This is a genomic window from Paraliobacillus salinarum (assembly GCF_014083865.1).
GTDB lineage: Bacteria > Bacillota > Bacilli > Bacillales > Amphibacillaceae > Paraliobacillus > Paraliobacillus salinarum.
The window spans coordinates 152,856-170,407 of record NZ_JACEFA010000002.1; the positions used below are offsets into that span (position 1 = coordinate 152,856).

Genomic DNA, 17,552 nt, shown 5'->3' on the forward strand with positions numbered 1-17,552 from the left:
TTATTAAATGGTGCATTTATTCTTAATATGGATAAATCGTTACACCTTTTACCACTCGATTCACTGTCCCGGTTGGTGATGGTGTATCTGGCGTATTCCCAACTTTCACAGAAGATAACAACGAAACCGTCTGTGCAAACATGACATAAGGTAGAGCAAGATAAGCATCTGGTACGTCTTCAGCCTTTTGGTCAAAAGTAAAAGCATCACCTGAATAGTTCTCTTCTCCCTCAACACTAATCGCACAAATATGTCTAGCAGTACCGTCTTGCTTTAATTCATTTAACATATCGATGTCATATTTCCTTGTATAGTTGTTATTTGATACGAAAACAAACGCTAACGTATTCTCATTAACAAACGATTTTGGTCCGTGACGGAAACCAAGTGATGAATCTGAATTCGTTGCCGTCTTACCAGCAGTTAGCTCTAATACTTTAAGCTGGGCCTCTCTAGATAATCCTTCTAAGCTCCCAGAGCCTAAATAGATAATCCTATCAAACTGCAAGTCAATCACACGCTGAATTTCTTCTTCGCGTTCGATCACGCTTTCACCCATATCGCTAATCATGTTCACAAGATGCTTCTCTTCTTCATCTGTTAAATGATCGAAAGCTAAAAGCGCTGTTAATGTCATACAGCTATAACTACCAGTCATCGCAAACCCTTGATCATTTGATTTCTCCGGCATTAGAAGCAGTAGATTTTTATCATCACCAACTACACTTTTAGCTAGCTTTCCATCTGGTGCACAAGTAATGGTGATTTGATAGAAATCGCTTACAATTTTCTTTGCTAATTCTACTGAAGCAACACTTTCGGGACTATTTCCACTTCTAGCAAAAGATACTAATATAGTTGGTATGTCTTGTTTTAAAAATTGATACGGATTAGAAACTAATGTTGTTGTCGGAATGCTAAGAAAATCCCACTTACTCTCATCATTCTTTTCTTTTATATGCGCAAGAATCGTATCTCCTACATAAGCTGATGTTCCAGCTCCAGTAAAAATAACTCGAATTCTTTCGTGTTTCTTTCCAATCTCACTCAAATAATTTCGAATGCTTTCCTTCTTGTCTAAATAACTTGTATAGGCTTCTTTCCACAAATCTGGTTGCTGTTTAATCTCTGCTGTTGTGATCGTAGCTCCAATTGATTTTAATTTGTCTTCAGAAAAATTATACATAGTAACCTCCTGTATTAGATTCCTTCATCTAGATCTTCTTCTTGTCTCTTTTTTTGTTTAAAAGTTTGTAGACCTGTTTGACCAGATTGAATCACTTTATCGGTAAAAGCATCTAATGCATCACCACGACTGAACAATCCATCTAAGATTGCTGGCAAATTAGTTCCAGCGATTACTTTTATATTCTCTTTTTCTGTTGATAAAATAACAGATTGATTAAATGGTGTCCCGCCGGGTATATCTGTAAACAGGACAACCCCGTCACCTTGTTCTACTTCGTCTGCTGCATGACTTAATTCAATTTGTAACTGGTCTGCACTCATTCCTTCTTTAAAATCAACCGTTTTTACGTGTTCTTGTTCACCTGCGATTAACTGGATAGATGAATAAATTCCAGAAGCAAATTGACCATGACCACTTATCACTATTCCAATCATACTATCCTTCCCTTCTTCTATCTTGAATGTCTAATTCTATAAACAAACTCATCATTTTTAGCAACACTTACCGTATATTCGATCATGACATTTTGCTTATTATAAGACTTTCGCTGAATTCTTAAACATAAAGCATCTGTCATTGTTTCCAGTAGGCGGGATTCTTTATCTGTCATAATACTAGCCGCAAACTCTTCATCAGCAATCGCTACCTCTTGTCGATAATCTTCTTTAAAAATTTCATATAGAGGCTTTTCGTCTAACATTTCTCTACTCAATGATTTAAACAAATATTCGGGTAGGTAACTGACCTCAAACAACATTGGGGCACCATCTGCATATCTAATTCGCTCCATCCGATATGCTAATTCCCCTTCTCGCAACCCTAATACTTCGGCAATGTGTTTGTATAAAGGTACAATCTCAAATTCTACTACTGATGTTTTTGGCACTTTATTTAACTGGCGCATATAATCAGTGAAACTATAGCTTTCTAGCAAATTCTTTCGATCTCTAGTCAATTCAGCAACAAATGTACCTTTGCCATGTCGCTTGTAAATGTATCCTAGATTCTCTAGCTCTGCTAAAGCCAACCTTACTGTCGTCCTACTTAAATCATAGGTCTCACAAATTTCTCTTTCTGACATCATTTTACTATTTGGCTCTAAATGGTCTGTGATCTCGTTAATCAACAAGTCAACAAGTTGACTATATAACGGAACAGAACTATTTTTATCTATCATCTTTATTCATCCTCAACTTGTCATTATAGGTTATAACATGTTATAACCAGTTAACTTACTTCGAATTTTAAAGCGTTTACATTTGTTTGTCAAGAGCTAAAATGGATGTTTTTCACACTTTTTTAAAAAAAGCTTTGTGACCCCTAACACTTATTATTCTACTTTTAAAAAGCTACAAGTATGCAATATGTAATGAACTAATTTCTTCAAAACATAATTAATTCTATTAACAAGACAAACATTATTGTGAAATACCTATGCTTTCCATAGCTATATTATTTTCTTTAATGAAAAAGCGCATCGCCATTCTAAAAATAAGAATGATAATACGCCTTTTACTGCTCGTAATTTTAGTTATATCCCGTCTTGATTGTTTTGTGACGTTAATAAATGTATTTTTTTACACTGAATTAATGCCTTATTCGTCATACTGTCATAAGAAAAAAATTGATTATTCCACTACTAATCCATTCCAATGGTCATCAAATATTTCTTGTTTTGTAGCTCTTCTTTGACGAGATTCACGCGATGGTGCATCATGAATTATCGGGCTTTCTCCTTCAATTCTATTAATGTATTTAAGCATTCTATCTTTTAATTGATCAGCGATAGATCGATATGCTTGAACCCCTACTAAGTTCGTTAATTCGTAAGGATCTGCATCTAAATCATACAAGAATATTTCTTCATAAGTATCTGAACTTGGTGCTTCTGTTCCCTCTTTACCCTTTGCGGAAACGGCGTATTTCCAACGGTCTGTCCGTATCGCTCGGCCAATCTGTGACTCACTAATCTGAACAAACACTTCTTCTGACCAATCTATTTTTTCTCTTTGTACTAGAGGCACAATAGAATGCCCTTCCATTTGTTCAGGAACAGTGATACCACAAGCATCTAATAATGTAGGTGGTAAATCTACTAAACTAACTAATTTATCAATTGTTCCACCACCATTAAAAATGGAACCACAAAAAGCAGTTGGTACTCGAATAGAACTATCATGTGGTGACCTTTTATATTCTCCATTTCTAGTCTTAAAATGGTTTCCGTGATCAGAAGTAAACAGGATAATCGTATCCTTAGCAAGATTTAGACTTTCTAGAGAATCCATAACCCTTCCGAGTGCCGCATCTAAACGTTTTACCATACCATAATATCCTGGCAAGTGCTGTGGAGATGTACCAGACAATGACTCTAAATCTGGAGGAGTCCAACTTCCTATATATTTATCTCTATCTATATTTGGAGCCGGATAATTGTCCGTATGATTCTGATGATGCGGTTCCAAAAAAGATAAAAACATAAAGAATGGATCTTTCTTATGGTCATCAATATATCTAATTGCTGCATCAGCCATAGCATCTACTCGATAACCAGGTAGTTTAACTTCCTCATTATCATTGTTAAATAATACCGTATCATATGCATCTGAAGAAAATTCAAGTAATTCAGACCCAAGCCAATAATCGTATCCGCCACGATTCGGTTCTGTTACCGGTTCCTCTCCTCCAAGGTGCCATTTACCAATATAGCCCGTTTGATAACCAGCATCTTTGAAGTAATGTGCAAGTGTCTTTTTATCCTTTGAAAGAGGAATACCATTCTTATAACAACCGGAATTTGTTGCATATAATCCTGTTTGAAGACTTGATCTAGCGGGTGCACATACAGGTTGGCATGTAAATGATTTCTCTATATGTGTACCGCTTTTAGCCATGTAATCAAAATTCGGTGTTAAATCAAGCGGGTTACCATGTACTCCTGTCGTATCATGTCGCTGTTGATCAGTAAAAAAAACAATGACATTTGGTGATTGATTCTTTTGCATAGTAGTTATCACTCCTTTTACAACACTAACATTTAATGGTGTATCATCATCCTACACCTTCACATATTCTAGATAGATTTATTTATACATAAAGACTGTTCGAGAAAATTTTGAAATGATCATCAATAATTAAAGCTGCAGCACCTAACACAGCGCTCTCTTTAATTTCTGAAATTGTTACTTCAATCTGTTTTCCATACGTTCCTATTACTCTTTGATTAATTGATTCACTAGTTGCTTCCTTTAATATTGGATGTGACGCACCTATTGCCCCACCTAAAATGATGACTTCTGGGTCATAATAACTGATTACATTCGAAAGCCCGACCCCTAAATATAATCCGGCTTCTTTAAGTGTTTGCATCGCAATACTGGAACCTTTTTCCACAGCTTCACTAATACTAGACATTGATATCTGATCCATGCTGTCAAATAATTCTCTTTCTTCTGTAGATGCAAGCTTTAATCTAGATTTGACATTCTCTATTATTATTTTTTGAGAAACAAATGTCTCTAAACAACCATAATTACCACACGTGCATTCTTTCCCAAAAATATCTACAATTGTATGACCTAATCCACCTGCTTCACCATGTATCCCTCTATAAAGTTCATGCTTTAAGAAAATTCCACATCCGATCCCCTCATCAGCCATGACATAGACAAAGTTGGACTTCCCAATCCCCTTGCCAAACCATTTCTCAGCCAATGCAGCTACACTTGAATCTTTATCAAATTGGATTGGAAAATTAAAATGTTGGTGTAGCAACTCGGGCAAATCATTTTCTTTTCCTTGCATAAAGTTTGGAGATTTCAATATTTTATTATCCCTTATATAGACCGGACCAGGTAAGCCTATCCCCATCCCTAATAACAGATCTGCATCTACTTTTGCCTCTTCTATTACCTCATTAACTGCTCCCTTAGCAAACTGAAGTATATCATCAATAAGGTCATTCAACTGGTAAGAACTTTCTTTAAATGCTAAAATCTCACCATCCATGTTTGTTAAGGCTAATTTCATACTTGTTCTACCTATTTCAAACCCAATCGAATAATAACAATTTTTATTAAATTCTAATAAGACAGGTCTCCTTCCACCACTAGAAGGCGCCAATCCATTTTCTTTTAAAATATTCATCTTTATAAGCTTATTAATAATTCTGGTTACAGTCGGTTTGGGGACTTTGACTTTTTCAGAAATCTCAATACGTGAGATAGGTCCATTATCTCTCACCAAGTTAATTATTTGATTATAATGCACATTTCTCAGTGATGGTTTATTCAATCTATTTCATCCCTTCACAATAGATACTACTTTTTTATCGCTCGTTTAATATTTTTATTCATTCTAAATGACAAGAACATCATAATTATTGCTAAGATTAGGATGCTTAATGCAATCGGACTGGATATTACTTCAAATATATTCCCACCTGTTGAAGAAATAGCTAATAAGTAATTATGTTCGATAATTGGTCCTAGTATAATACCTAGTAATAACGGTGGTAAAGGATATCCAAACTTAATCATAACAAAACCTAAAAACCCAAAGAATAGTGTCACCCATACATTAAATAAACTAGTCATTAATGCGAACGATCCTGCAACAACTAATACTGTAATAACAGGGAATAAATAAGCATTGGGTACTTTTACTATTTTAGTAACTAAGCTCGAACCATACCAACCAGCGAGGAATACAAAGATTTCTAATAATAAAATCCCCATAAAAATCATTAATAATAAATTGGATGATCCATTAAATAAATCTGGTCCAATCTTTATTCCATGTAAAGTAAATGCCCCTAATAGTATCGCTGTTGCAACATCTCCTGGAATCCCAAATGTTAATAACGGAATAAAAGCAGCGGATTCAGTTCCAATCGCTCCTGACTCAGCCGCAGCAACTCCGTTCAATTCTCCTTTTCCGTATTTTTCTGGATGTTCGGAAGATCTGACTTCCTCCCCATAACTCAGAAAAGACGAAATAACAGCACCCGTACCAGGCAGAGCACCAACTAATACTCCAATAACGCTTCCCTTCGACATTGTCTTTAACGATTTTTTGATTTCTGTTCTATTTAGACCTTTATTTTTGTTATTTAGATTACCATTAATCTTGTTTAAATCGATCTGCTGCGGATACTGGAATCTTTTAAAAATTTCCGTTAAAGCGAATAAACCGATTAATGCAGTAACTAAATCAATTCCCTCATATAAATAATAACTGCCAAAGGTAAAACGTTCTACACCAAATAATGGATCTGCTCCAATAGTTGAAACAAATATACCAATGGTTGCAGCTATTAAAGCCTTTAATAATGATTTACCTGCAACTCCGGCAACGATTGACAAACCGAATATTCCTAAAGCAAAATATTCAGCTGGTCCAAATTTCAATGCAACTTTTGCTAATATAGGCGAAATAAGCATTAAAGCAGAGACAGAAACAAGCGCAGCAAATAGAGCTGATAACGCAGACATTTGTAAGGCTTTTTTCGAATGTCCTTTTTTCGTTAGTGGAAAACCATCCAAAGCAGCTGCTGCACCAGCCGGTGTTCCTGGAGTATTAATAAGAATAGCAGTCATTGAACCACCATAAATTGCACCAAAGTGAATAGCAAGTAATAATAAAATTCCAGCTAGAGGTTCCATTCCAAAAGTGAAAGGGATAGCTAGACCAAGTGCCATTGGGTCAGTTAATCCTGGTAATGAGCCAATGATTAAACCAGCTAACACACCTATTATCATTAATAGAATAATGTAAGGGTCTGCTAAGGTTTGGAACGCTTCTATATAATTATCCATCTTTAAACACCCTTCCTATATTCCGAATAAGCCCACTGGTAAAGAGATTTTTAAAAAAGTTTCAAAAGCAAACCAAATAATTAATGAACAGGTTAATGAATATATCACCGCTTTATACCATTCAACTTTTTTAAATAGATAGACTAAACCTAACATCGTTAAAAATGAAGCAATTAGGAATCCCAATATTGGTATAACAGAAACAAAACTAATTAATATAGCAATCCCTATCCAAAGTCGCTTATTATTTGGTTCTACACCTTCATCAAGTTCTTCCTCATCTTCAACAGATGCACTATCGTTATTTGCGATGTTTTTTTGTCGGACAATGGTTTGTAATAAACCTAGCCCAATTAAGAGAACTGCTAATAATTTAGGAAATAATACCGGACTGTCTAAACCTGTTTTCAGCTCTTCTGATAAAGAAGTTTGAAAATATACAATATAAAGGATACAAACGCCCAGAAGGATAACTACAAATGAATCAGCATGAGTTTTCAATACTTTAGCCATAATATAACCCCTCCATATTAAAAATAGGGGGAGGAAGACCGCTAAGCCTTCCCCAAACATCCTATTATTCTTCCATTTGATCAATTAAATTTGTTAGATTATCTTGATTCGTAGTGATTTGATCTTTCATTTCTTCTGCTTCCGTCTTTGTAACTAGAATATTATTGTTTTCAGCGAACTGAACAAAATCTTTTGATTCCATCGTTTTTAAGAAAATATCTTTCAACTTATTCTTCACATCTTCTGGCATATCAGCAGGTCCATATATACCAAAAGTTGGTCCGCCTACAATGTCAATCCCTTGTTCTTTTAATGTCGGTACATCTGGGAAGTTTTCAAATCTTTCTGCACTAGGAAAACCTAATATCTTTAATTCACCATTTTCAACTTGTTGATAGACATCAGATACATTAATAACACCCATTTCAATATGTCCACCTAATATAGCAGATACTACTTTTTTGCCACCTTCAAAAGGTAAATGTCTATAATTAAAGCCTGCTTCTTGATGCAGTTGCTCTGCAAATAAATGACTGAAAGTGTTTACTCCCGGAGTTCCAACTCTAGCTTCTTCATTGTTTTCCTTTAAATAGTCAATCATTTCTGCCATTGTATCGTAAGGCGCATCACCTTTAACAACTGGGTGCATTTGGAAATCACCAACACCTAAGATCGTTGTGAAATCATCCGGATAACTATATTCGACTTTCTGTAATAAAGGACGCAAGGATAGTTGTCCGCTAGGTAACATAGCTAGCGTATACCCATCAGGATCCGCTTTAATTAATTCCATTGTTGGCGGTACACCAGCCCCACCAGGCATATTTTTTACTACTAGCGCTTGACCGGTAATACTCTTGAACTCTTTTGTCATAGCATGTGCTGCTAAATCCATTGTTCCCCCTGCACCAAATGGTGTAATAATTTCAACATCGTCTGTCGGATACGCTTGCTCTTCCCCTTCTTCATTCGCTCCCGCTGTTTCCTCATCGTTCCCGCATGCTACAACAAAGAACAACATCGCAATTCCCATCAAAGCTATCCATACTTTTTTTAACTTCATACTAAAACACCCCTTTGTTTTTTGAAATATATAATTTAGCGTTGTTTAAACGTTAAATTTATTCATATGGTCTTTCAAACCCATTCGATCATATTGTTCTTCTGGCGCATTGTACTTGCGCAAATTCTCAACTAACTTTAATTTAAAAAACTCTACCTTTTCTGGGTATTTATCTATTAAATTATGATTTTGTTCATAATCTGATGTAATGTGATATAGTTCATCATGCAATAATTTAAAAGCCAACTCATGTTCCGTTTTCATTTGATAACGTTCCATTGTTTTTTTAGCTGAACGTGCAACACCATCTTTCAATGTTTCTTGATTCATTGTATTTACTTCAAACCTGCCATGGTCATAAGACTGAAACCTTTCTTTTGTTTCTTTGATATTAATATTTTGACCGAAGTCCCAAACTTGATAAAAAGTATCAGTATACCAGTAAAGAGGGCCGGATTTTTCAGGTCTTTTGACAAACACCCAATCCCCATCTGTAAGATAAATCGCTCCACCGAAAACCCCATAGATAATACTATCTTTCTCTACTATTTCTGTAGAATGATCTAAAACCGCCGGCAACAAGCTTCTACCATGTATGTCTTCTGGAATAGGAACATCAAGTGCATCTAATATAGTTGGATGTAAATCAGCCATTTGAACTAAATCATTTACGCGATGCGACTCCGCTTTTGGATGATAAATAATAATCGGGGTATGTGTAATATGGTTATATAATGTCTGACTGTGTTTTCCCACCCAATTATGCTCTCCAAATAGAAAGCCATGATCACTCGTCATAATAAAAACTGTATCTTCCATTCTTCCTAATGCTTCTAATTTGTCTAACATTTTCCCAAACCATTTATCTATTAATGCTAGATGTCCTTTATATAAGGCATGGATATGCTTAACCTCTTCCTTTGTATAGCGATCCGCCTTACCGTAACTCGGCCAGATTATCTCCTCTCCAGTATAGTCAGGATTAAACATTCGATTGTATGGTTCAGGAGGATCAAACGGCTCATGAGGATCAAATAGATCGATCATTAAGAAAAAGTCTTCTAGTGATTGATTATTTTCTAACCAATCGATGGATCTTTGAAATACCTTAGGCGTAAAATAATCTTCTTCCTTAGAAAAATGGGCAGTATTTCTTGCGTACTTTTCCCAATTACGACTCAATTTTTCTTTTGATGCAGGCCATCTAATTTCTACATCTGTGTCTGTGATCCAATTATCATTTTCCTGTCCACGAATAAATTCCATCCCATCAAAAGAATAGTGATAATTTCCAGCACCAGCTTGCCATAGATGATAATGATCTGTAACAAGCATTGTTTTTTTACCATGTTCTTTCAAACGATTGATTAAGTCTTGTTCTTTATACTCTAAAGGTGACCAGCCTCGTCTTAAAAAATTAAGCCTACCTGTCCAGAGATCTTGCCTCGCAGGCATACATGGATAAGAACCAATGTATGCGTTATCAAAAATTATGCTCATTTCTGCAAACCGTTGTAAATTAGGTAATTTAAATTCATGTTTGAAAGTATTATAAAATGTTAAATGGTCTCTTCGAAATGTATCGCTCAATAAACATATCACATTCATTTTGCAAAACTCCTTACTTTAGGCAATTATTCAGAACACAACCACTCCTCAGGATTTACTATCTCATTTTCATCTTTTATTGCAACAGATCCATTCATACAATCTGCACAGAGACCTAAACAGTGAAATTCAATCGTTTTAAACCCTTTATATCGTAACTTTTGTTCCACTACTCCGCTATACATATCAAGATTAGTTAAACAAAATGAAAAACTTGGTTTAATGGCTCCTTTTCGCGTCTCCATAGGCACACCTTTCTGAATAACTCTATATTTTGAAGCGCTTACATAAAAACTTATTTTCAGTTTAACTGATAATAAACTTTAAATCAATATGAAATTATGTATTTTTCAAAAAAAGATAAAACGACTTATTTTATTACAAATAATGTCCGTTTAGACTAAAAAATGATTTTTTTATCTCCCCTACCCCTGTAGTTAATTTCTTTTTGAAATTATGTAACGGGAATTAATATACTTTATAAAGGTGCTATCTCTTTAACATTAAACAACTTCCCATTATAATGAGAATAAATCTTTACTTGAAAGAAAAAATAGAGTGTAAACTACAATAACTATTGGAGGAATTACATGTGTACAACGGTTGGATTTTCTCATAAGGAAGGCTTTGTTTTCGGACGGACACTTGAAGTCGGGGTAACACTTGATAATGAAGTAGCATATATACCAAGTGATGTAGATGGTTATATAAAAGCAATCGGCACAACATTCTCATCTAAATATGCAACAATCGGAAGTGCCTTTTCTAAAATTGAGTTATTAGGTGACGGTATTAATGAAATGGGATTAATGGGATCAAATAACTTGTTACCTCACTATGCCACTTTTTCACCGGAAGCAGTAGACGGGAAAATAAACCTAACCACCTCCTACGCATTTAATTATTTATTAACTAGATGCAGTAATGTAGCAGAAGTGAGAGAAGAAGCTAGTAAAATGAATATTACGGCTTATGGAGAAACAAAAGAAGACGCATCAACTACAATGCACTTTTTCTTCATGGATGCAACGGGTGAGAAAGTTGTACTGGAACCGATAAATGGTATGTTAGTTGCTTATGATAATCCATATGGCGTGTTAACCAATGCACCAGAATTTGATTGGCATGAAACAAACTTAAAGAATTATCTTCACTTACAACCTGAAAATATAGAAAAAGCAACTTTTAATGAAACAACTGTGTCCAAGCTTGGTGAAGGAACAGGCATGTTAGGTGTTCCTGGAGACTTTACTCCACCTTCCAGGTTTGTACGCGCAGCTTATTTTGTTGCTAATACACCAAAACAATTAAATAGACATGATGCGATCTTACAAAATTTCCGTATCTTATCTCAATTTGATATCCCTACAGGAGCAGTCATCGAAACTGAGAAGAAATTGAAAGATGAAACATTATATACATCTGTAATGGACACTAAAGAAAACGCTTATTTTATTAAATGTCATGACCATATTAATATTCAGCCCTTCTATTTAAAAGACTATATGGATAAAACTGAAATAACATTTTTAACACTAAAAAAAGAAATGAGTATTTAGCACGCGATCTACCGCACTTTAATTAAGAGTATTATCGTCTAAGCATAGTAATACCCACACCTAATCAAGAGGTGTGGGTATCCTTGTGTGATAGCTTATGTTTTATAGAAAAATCAAATTTCTACTCGTATCTATTCTGTTTGTTCTATTTGCTGCTGTAACTGCTGAACTTGCTGTTGTGCCTGTTGAAATTGTGGATTGTGTCTTACCTTTTGATCCACTTGATTATCACAATTCTCTAGAGCCTGTTCCGCTTGTCGTAATTGGTGTTGTGCATGTTCCATATGTTCTGGATCACCGTTTGCTTGTGCTTGTTGGATCGCTTCTTGCGCTATTTGAGCTTGCTTGATCGCTAACTGGATCTGGTGTTCAACATCTTGTTCTGACATAGAGAATCCTCGTGTCATAGCATAACCTCCACTGTTTATTTTACATTAGTTACACTGTCCACTCTTTTAAAATTTATGCACGACACTCAGATACTACTTCAAAACTTCAGCAGCTTACTCACCAACCATTCCATCGCCATCGTTATCAATCATATGCGGGTACAGCCAATGGTCACTTGTTATCGGCATACTGAATCCGGCCTCTTTTGCTTCTTTGATCGTCACCTGTCCATTTCCGTTCGTATCAATACTGGAAATATCACGGTCTTCTGTATTGGAGCTCGATGATTCGTCAGGTTCGCTACCTGTTAAACCAAGTGATTCATTCACTTCATCCGGATCAACATTGTCAAACGTATCAACGACTTTATTCCCTTTTAACGTATAAGTGTATTGATAACTAGATGGAATCTGCGTTTTCGTATCTGGATAAGTAATGATTGCTTCAAAGTCAGTCGCACCACCCGCTTTACGGATCGCATCCTCTAGATAAGCTTGATCACCATGGCGGTTAAGCGTACTATCTTGCGGGGTAATATTATAAGCATTTGAAACTCCACCAAGCGAATCCGCAATAATATGCCCTTCATCTAAAACTGGACTTTCGACACCTGGTACTTTTGCTTCATCAGAAAAATATCTACCAGACGATAATACCGGTTCATTATCGTCATCTTGTAAAATAATTTCGTCTGCAATCACACGAACGAGCTGTCCATATTCATTAGTAAAAGCCCAATATTCTCGATCACCAAAACCAATATCCACATATACATTAGCTTCGCGGTCACCAGACAAATCGCCACCATCTACTTCTAGCAATTCACGTCCTGCAAAAGGATCATCCTGCGCTTGATCTTCTGCCGGCTCATTTTCTGGTTCATTTGGTTGTTGTTCGTTCGATGGCTCTTCTTCTAATACTGGTTCATCAGCAGCTGTCGTCGTTTCTTCCCCGCTGGTACATCCAACGAGCATAATTGCCATAAATAATAACATTAAATAGTTCAGGTTCTTTCTCAATTCATGAGCACTCCTATCATTTTGTTCAGTAAAAAATGCACACGTTCTTAACTGAATTAATCTTTTCCTATTCGATAATTAATGCATCTTTTGCTTTCGTTGTAAACAGACAAAACAAGTGAGCTCCTCTATAGAATAAAAGTCGACGAAAACCAATCCTAAGAGAGAACTCACTTGCTTATATTAAAGGATATAAGAAAACAATAGATTTTGCAAGATATGACTGTTCCTGCAATTTTATGTTTTAGTTTAACAATAATAAAATTTGATGGTTCGCATTTTCCGTAATAATCAGGATTAGGCATTAAAATAGGGTTTTCAAATTCAAAAAAAATTCTTGACTGGGTGTGGCCATTATTTGCACAAATTCTAACGTTATTAGAAGGGTCCATAATTAACTGAACAACCTCATTGTATGGATTAGTCGTTAGTAAGAGAGTCATTGTTTCTGTAAAAGATACTTTATTATCTCCGTGCACTGTTGTTGAAGAGCTAAAGACTAGCAAAATTAGTCATTTCATCAATTTTGTAATTTCTAAAAACAATATCAACAGCTCCCACATCTGTTACTTAAATCTCGAATTATCCCCACCAAATTTTCACTTTATTTTGGTAAGTTTAAAATTACTGTTTCCGCAATCTTAAAGTCCATAATATCGTCTATATCAATAGAGCTCTGCTTATCCATTAATGCAGCGTAGCATCCTGTTTTATATATACTATCAGTTATCATTAAATAATCTTTATCTACTATATATAAGGCACCATTTACGCGATAGTAAGTTGGTAAACTTTGCCTTGGAATACCCACTGCCTCTTGCTTTATGAAACCTTCAAGCGAATGATCTTCAGGTAATATATTGCACCACAATGGTGAATGTTCAACTTCACATACAGAAACAACAGCATTGGCGTTTTTACCGTTAAAGACATCATATCCATTAATTATATCTTTTGAAGTTCGAAGGGGAGAAGTTGGCTGTAACAATGCTATAGTATCAAACTCTCTTCCTGTTTTTTTGTATTCTAATATCGTATCTTTTACAACATCCCATGATGATGATGTATCAGAAGCAAGAAATTCTGACCTTAGAAAAGGGACACTAGCCCCCCATTCACGTGCAATCTGTGCATACTCTTCAGAATCTGTCGAAACAAAAACCTCTTCAAATAACTGCGAACTTATTGCGCTTTCGATAGTATATGCGATTAGAGGTTTTCCATTTAATAACTTTATGTTTTTATCTTGCAATCCTTTAGAACCACTTCTAGCAGGAATAATAGCAATATTACTCAATTACTTCACCTCAAATCGTAAAATTTCTTTTTCATTTTTATTCTATTATTTAACAGAAAGTCTTTTACAATATCAACAATCTTTTCTGAAGTATTACCATCCCCATATGGGTTAATTGTTTTTTTTGCTTGAATTCTAAAGTTACCAGACAACGCAAGTTCAATTGCAGTATTAATATCTTCATAATCTGGTCTACAATTTATTACACTATTAGCGTGTATCCTACCTTTTTGTCGATCGCCAATATTTATGGTAGGTATACCAAAACTTGGAGCTTCTAGTAATCCGCTTGATGAATTTCCTATAACCAAAGTACAATATTTCATTGCACTTAAATACCTAGTCATGCCTAAAGAAGTAAACGCTATAGCATTATTATTCACCTCTACATACTCATCAATCAATTTGTTTATAACTCTACCATTTGTATCAGCATTGGCTTTTGTAAATATAAAATCCATTTTTGGATACTTACTTAATACTTCAAGTATTACTTTAAATTGCTCTTCTGCACTATTCTCCTCTAAAGTTACTGGATGATAAGTAACCATTGCAAAAGGTCTTTCAAGCTTATAATTAATCGATACTTCTAATTCTTCTTTAGTTAATAATTGCTCTTTAAAAATATTCTCTACACCTGTTGCTCCAACACAAAATACCCTATCCGGATGTTCTCCAAGTTGAATAACTCGGCTCTTATATTCTTCTGTACTTGTAAAATGAAGATTACTTATTTTAGTTATGGCATGACGAATTGATTCGTCTACCGCGCCTTCTGTAATTTCCCCCCCATGCAGATGAGCTATGGGGATTCTTTGGTTCATCGCTGCAATACAAACTGCTAATGTTTCGTATCGGTCCCCGAGAACAATTAACATATCAGGTTTTAATTTCTCATAATAATCTGCGAAGCTAATTATTGCTAAACCCATTGATTTAGATATCGCTACCGGTGTATCAGAACTTAAAAGCATTTCAATTTTATTATCAATAACTATTCCGTCTTGCTCAATTTCATTATAAGTCAATCCAAATTCAGGTGATAAATGAGCACCTGTAACCACTAGACGTACGTCAAATTCAGGAATAGAATTTAACTTATTAATTACTGGTTTTAATAAGCCGTACTCTGCTCTTGTAGCAGTCAATATACTTATTTTTTTCATAAATTTATCAACTCGTCTTTTTTAAAATCACGGCTTGCCTTTTTCCCAATTATTTCATACCACATCATAGGTGATAATCCGTTCCCCGGTCTTTTAATTGCTAGGTTTTCACTTGAAAAGATCTCACCTTCAGCAATATCCGTTTCTGCAACGATACTTTTTCTGGCAATTGATTTGTTTTTGAACTCTGATTTAGAAGGTTTTTTAATTCCATCACCTAATGCTAACTCTATATTTCTAATTGATTTCACCAATTGAGCTAGCTCATGCGGTTCTAAGCTTGCTCTATGATCAGGGCCCTCCATATTTCTATCTAAAGTAAAATGCTTTTCAATAACCTTTGCTCCTAGCGCTACTGCTGCAATCGGTATTTCAATCCCATTTGTATGGTCAGAATATCCAATATCCACATTGAACGCATTTTTAATTGTATTCATTGCTAGTAAATTTACATCTTCTATCGGAGTAGGATATTCTGTATTGCAATGTAATACGATAATTTCAGGTGCTCCCGCATCATAAAGTACATTAACTGCCGATTCTATTTCTCCTAGACTTGACATGCCAGTTGAGAGGATTACATCCTTACCAAATGATCCAACGTTTTCTAAAAAAGGAAGGTTCGTTATTTCTCCAGAAGGAACTTTAAAGAAATCTATACCTAAATCATTAAGTAATTCGGCACTCTCTATATCAAAGGCTGTAGACAAAAATTCAATTCCCCTTTTTTTCGAATACCTTATTAACTCATGATGCATTTCAAGATCTAATTCTAACTTTTTTATCATTTCATATTGACTCTCACGATTATCAGTAGTCAAGTTTTGATAATTTGCTTTTGGAGCATGTTTGGCAACTAGTTTCTCAGCTTTAAACGTTTGAAACTTCACATAATCTGCTCCTGCCTTTGCCGCTTCCTCAATTAACTGTTTTGCAATATCAACTGATCCGTTATGATTCACACCTGCTTCTGCTATAATTATGACATTACTCATTGTAGTCTATCTCCAATTCTAATATTACCATCGTAATCATATTCATTGATCTCAATTGTTGAATCCAATGTCTTAACGATAACGCCTTTATTTGTTTTGCCAACAACCTGACCTGGGATTCCTTTATATTTTGGGGCTTGATTAATCATTTTAGCTTTGTTTATTTTTAATTCCATATCGTTTAATTTACTTCTCGCCATAGGCCCTGGCTTACAAATTGCTCTTATAAAATTAAAAATGTCCCTACTTGTTTGATTCCAATTTAAAATTTCGTCACCCTCTTGCCTCATTCCGCAATAAAACCCTATTGGGTGAATATCCTTCTGTTTAAATGGTGTATGCTTACCCTCTTGAATCAATTTAATAGCATCATATAGAATTATCGCGCATTCATTGTATGCTTTATCCAACAAAGTATTATAATCGTCATGGTCTGTTATATCAAAACACCTTTGAATTATAATGTCTCCTGTGTCAATGCCTTCATCAACATAATGAACTGTTATTCCAAATTCTGTTTCATCATTAATTAATGCCCAATTTAAAATATTACGCCCCCTATAAAAAGGTAATTTTCCAGCATGACAATTTATAGTCTTGAATTTCGGCATGTTCATGATTTCTTTTTTAAAAATTTGATTAAAGGACATGGACACAAATAAATCGCAATTGTATTCTCGTATTTGATTTAAGAATGCGTCTGAATTAATATCTTTATGTTTTAAATAATCAATCTTATATTTATCTGATAATTTTTTTAAGGTTAGATCACTAGTATCATTTCTTACACAGATAAACTTTATTTCAATACTCTCATCTTGAATAAGTAATTTAAAGGCTTCATGAGACCATTTCCCGTCAGCAAAATATCCGATCTTCAATTTATTATTCATCCTATAACATGATGTAAACCAATTACATCATTTCCTCCCTTCTA

Annotated in this window: 17 protein-coding genes; 1 reads left to right on the plus strand and 16 read right to left on the minus strand. The window is 34.9% G+C overall.

The genetic code is table 11. The features are described from left to right. Nucleotides 1–22: 22 nt before the first annotated feature. From HP569_RS03520 to HP569_RS03565, 10 genes are all read right to left on the minus strand, one after another. Nucleotides 23–1,186, minus strand: coding sequence for an AgaS family sugar isomerase (locus tag HP569_RS03520; protein ID WP_182199767.1), 1,164 nt, complete (start codon nt 1,184–1,186; stop codon nt 23–25). A 14-nt stretch (nt 1,187–1,200) separates the two neighbouring features. Next, nucleotides 1,201–1,623: a PTS galactosamine/N-acetylgalactosamine transporter subunit IIA gene (gene agaF, locus HP569_RS03525; RefSeq protein ID WP_182199768.1), complete on the minus strand. Its 423-nt coding sequence runs from the start codon at nt 1,621–1,623 to the stop codon at nt 1,201–1,203. A gap of 17 nt (nt 1,624–1,640) precedes the next feature. Next, on the minus strand, nt 1,641–2,366 hold the full coding sequence (locus HP569_RS03530) for a GntR family transcriptional regulator (RefSeq protein WP_182199769.1): 726 nt from the start codon (nt 2,364–2,366) through the stop codon (nt 1,641–1,643). 451 nt (nt 2,367–2,817) lie between these two features. Then, the gene (locus tag HP569_RS03535) at nt 2,818–4,194 is read right to left on the minus strand and encodes a sulfatase family protein (protein WP_182199770.1); all 1,377 of its coding nucleotides are present in this window, start codon (nt 4,192–4,194) and stop codon (nt 2,818–2,820) included. Between the two features lie 82 nt (nt 4,195–4,276). Next, entirely contained in the window at nt 4,277–5,482 is a 1,206-nt protein-coding gene (locus HP569_RS03540; RefSeq protein ID WP_182199771.1) for an ROK family transcriptional regulator, read from the minus strand. Nucleotides 5,483–5,508: 26 nt separating this feature from the next. Beyond that, a complete protein-coding gene (locus tag HP569_RS03545; RefSeq protein ID WP_182199772.1) occupies nt 5,509–7,005 on the minus strand; it encodes a tripartite tricarboxylate transporter permease in 1,497 nt (498 codons plus the stop codon). Nucleotides 7,006–7,020: 15 nt separating this feature from the next. After that, nucleotides 7,021–7,518 carry a tripartite tricarboxylate transporter TctB family protein gene (locus tag HP569_RS03550; protein WP_182199773.1) on the minus strand — a complete coding sequence of 166 codons (498 nt, stop codon included), beginning with the start codon at nt 7,516–7,518 and terminating at the stop codon, nt 7,021–7,023. Between the two features lie 64 nt (nt 7,519–7,582). Then, complete coding sequence (locus HP569_RS03555) at nt 7,583–8,581, minus strand: tripartite tricarboxylate transporter substrate binding protein (protein ID WP_182199774.1); 999 nt, start codon at nt 8,579–8,581, stop codon at nt 7,583–7,585. Between the two features lie 45 nt (nt 8,582–8,626). Continuing rightward, nucleotides 8,627–10,189, minus strand: a complete 1,563-nt coding sequence (locus HP569_RS03560; protein WP_182199775.1) for a sulfatase — start codon at nt 10,187–10,189, stop codon at nt 8,627–8,629. 26 nt (nt 10,190–10,215) lie between these two features. Continuing rightward, nucleotides 10,216–10,434 carry a YuzB family protein gene (locus HP569_RS03565; RefSeq protein WP_182199776.1) on the minus strand — a complete coding sequence of 73 codons (219 nt, stop codon included), beginning with the start codon at nt 10,432–10,434 and terminating at the stop codon, nt 10,216–10,218. Between the two features lie 345 nt (nt 10,435–10,779). Between HP569_RS03565 and HP569_RS03570 the strand changes: the two genes are divergently transcribed. Further along, complete coding sequence (locus tag HP569_RS03570) at nt 10,780–11,748, plus strand: linear amide C-N hydrolase (protein ID WP_182199777.1); 969 nt, start codon at nt 10,780–10,782, stop codon at nt 11,746–11,748. A 131-nt stretch (nt 11,749–11,879) separates the two neighbouring features. Here the strand turns inward: HP569_RS03570 and HP569_RS03575 are convergent, their stop codons facing one another. From HP569_RS03575 to HP569_RS03600, 6 genes are all read right to left on the minus strand, one after another. Continuing rightward, nucleotides 11,880–12,155 carry a hypothetical protein gene (locus tag HP569_RS03575; RefSeq protein WP_182199778.1) on the minus strand — a complete coding sequence of 92 codons (276 nt, stop codon included), beginning with the start codon at nt 12,153–12,155 and terminating at the stop codon, nt 11,880–11,882. Between the two features lie 96 nt (nt 12,156–12,251). Next, nucleotides 12,252–13,157 (minus strand): DNA/RNA non-specific endonuclease, encoded by a 906-nt coding sequence (locus HP569_RS03580; protein WP_246366906.1) that lies wholly within the window; start codon nt 13,155–13,157, stop codon nt 12,252–12,254. A gap of 604 nt (nt 13,158–13,761) precedes the next feature. Next, the gene (locus HP569_RS03585; RefSeq protein ID WP_182199779.1) at nt 13,762–14,454 is read right to left on the minus strand and encodes an acylneuraminate cytidylyltransferase family protein; all 693 of its coding nucleotides are present in this window, start codon (nt 14,452–14,454) and stop codon (nt 13,762–13,764) included. 5 nt (nt 14,455–14,459) lie between these two features. Further along, entirely contained in the window at nt 14,460–15,620 is a 1,161-nt protein-coding gene (gene neuC / locus HP569_RS03590; RefSeq protein WP_182199780.1) for a UDP-N-acetylglucosamine 2-epimerase, read from the minus strand. After that, entirely contained in the window at nt 15,617–16,615 is a 999-nt protein-coding gene (gene neuB, locus HP569_RS03595; protein ID WP_182199781.1) for an N-acetylneuraminate synthase, read from the minus strand. The genes neuC and neuB overlap by 4 nt, the downstream gene beginning before the upstream one ends. Continuing rightward, a complete protein-coding gene (locus HP569_RS03600) occupies nt 16,612–17,508 on the minus strand; it encodes a methionyl-tRNA formyltransferase (RefSeq protein ID WP_182199782.1) in 897 nt (298 codons plus the stop codon). The genes neuB and HP569_RS03600 overlap by 4 nt, the downstream gene beginning before the upstream one ends. Nucleotides 17,509–17,552 lie beyond the last annotated feature (44 nt).

Coding starts and splice junctions, on each gene's coding strand:
- HP569_RS03520 (WP_182199767.1), bottom strand. CDS start 1,186: ATGTATAATTTTTCTGAAGACAAATTAAAATCAATTGGAGCTACGATC.
- agaF (WP_182199768.1), bottom strand. CDS start 1,623: ATGATTGGAATAGTGATAAGTGGTCATGGTCAATTTGCTTCTGGAATT.
- HP569_RS03530 (WP_182199769.1), bottom strand. CDS start 2,366: ATGATAGATAAAAATAGTTCTGTTCCGTTATATAGTCAACTTGTTGAC.
- HP569_RS03535 (WP_182199770.1), bottom strand. CDS start 4,194: ATGCAAAAGAATCAATCACCAAATGTCATTGTTTTTTTTACTGATCAA.
- HP569_RS03545 (WP_182199772.1), bottom strand. CDS start 7,005: ATGGATAATTATATAGAAGCGTTCCAAACCTTAGCAGACCCTTACATT.
- HP569_RS03550 (WP_182199773.1), bottom strand. CDS start 7,518: ATGGCTAAAGTATTGAAAACTCATGCTGATTCATTTGTAGTTATCCTT.
- HP569_RS03555 (WP_182199774.1), bottom strand. CDS start 8,581: ATGAAGTTAAAAAAAGTATGGATAGCTTTGATGGGAATTGCGATGTTG.
- HP569_RS03560 (WP_182199775.1), bottom strand. CDS start 10,189: ATGAATGTGATATGTTTATTGAGCGATACATTTCGAAGAGACCATTTA.
- HP569_RS03565 (WP_182199776.1), bottom strand. CDS start 10,434: ATGGAGACGCGAAAAGGAGCCATTAAACCAAGTTTTTCATTTTGTTTA.
- HP569_RS03570 (WP_182199777.1), top strand. CDS start 10,780: ATGTGTACAACGGTTGGATTTTCTCATAAGGAAGGCTTTGTTTTCGGA.
- HP569_RS03575 (WP_182199778.1), bottom strand. CDS start 12,155: ATGACACGAGGATTCTCTATGTCAGAACAAGATGTTGAACACCAGATC.
- neuC (WP_182199780.1), bottom strand. CDS start 15,620: ATGAAAAAAATAAGTATATTGACTGCTACAAGAGCAGAGTACGGCTTA.
- neuB (WP_182199781.1), bottom strand. CDS start 16,615: ATGAGTAATGTCATAATTATAGCAGAAGCAGGTGTGAATCATAACGGA.
- HP569_RS03600 (WP_182199782.1), bottom strand. CDS start 17,508: ATGAATAATAAATTGAAGATCGGATATTTTGCTGACGGGAAATGGTCT.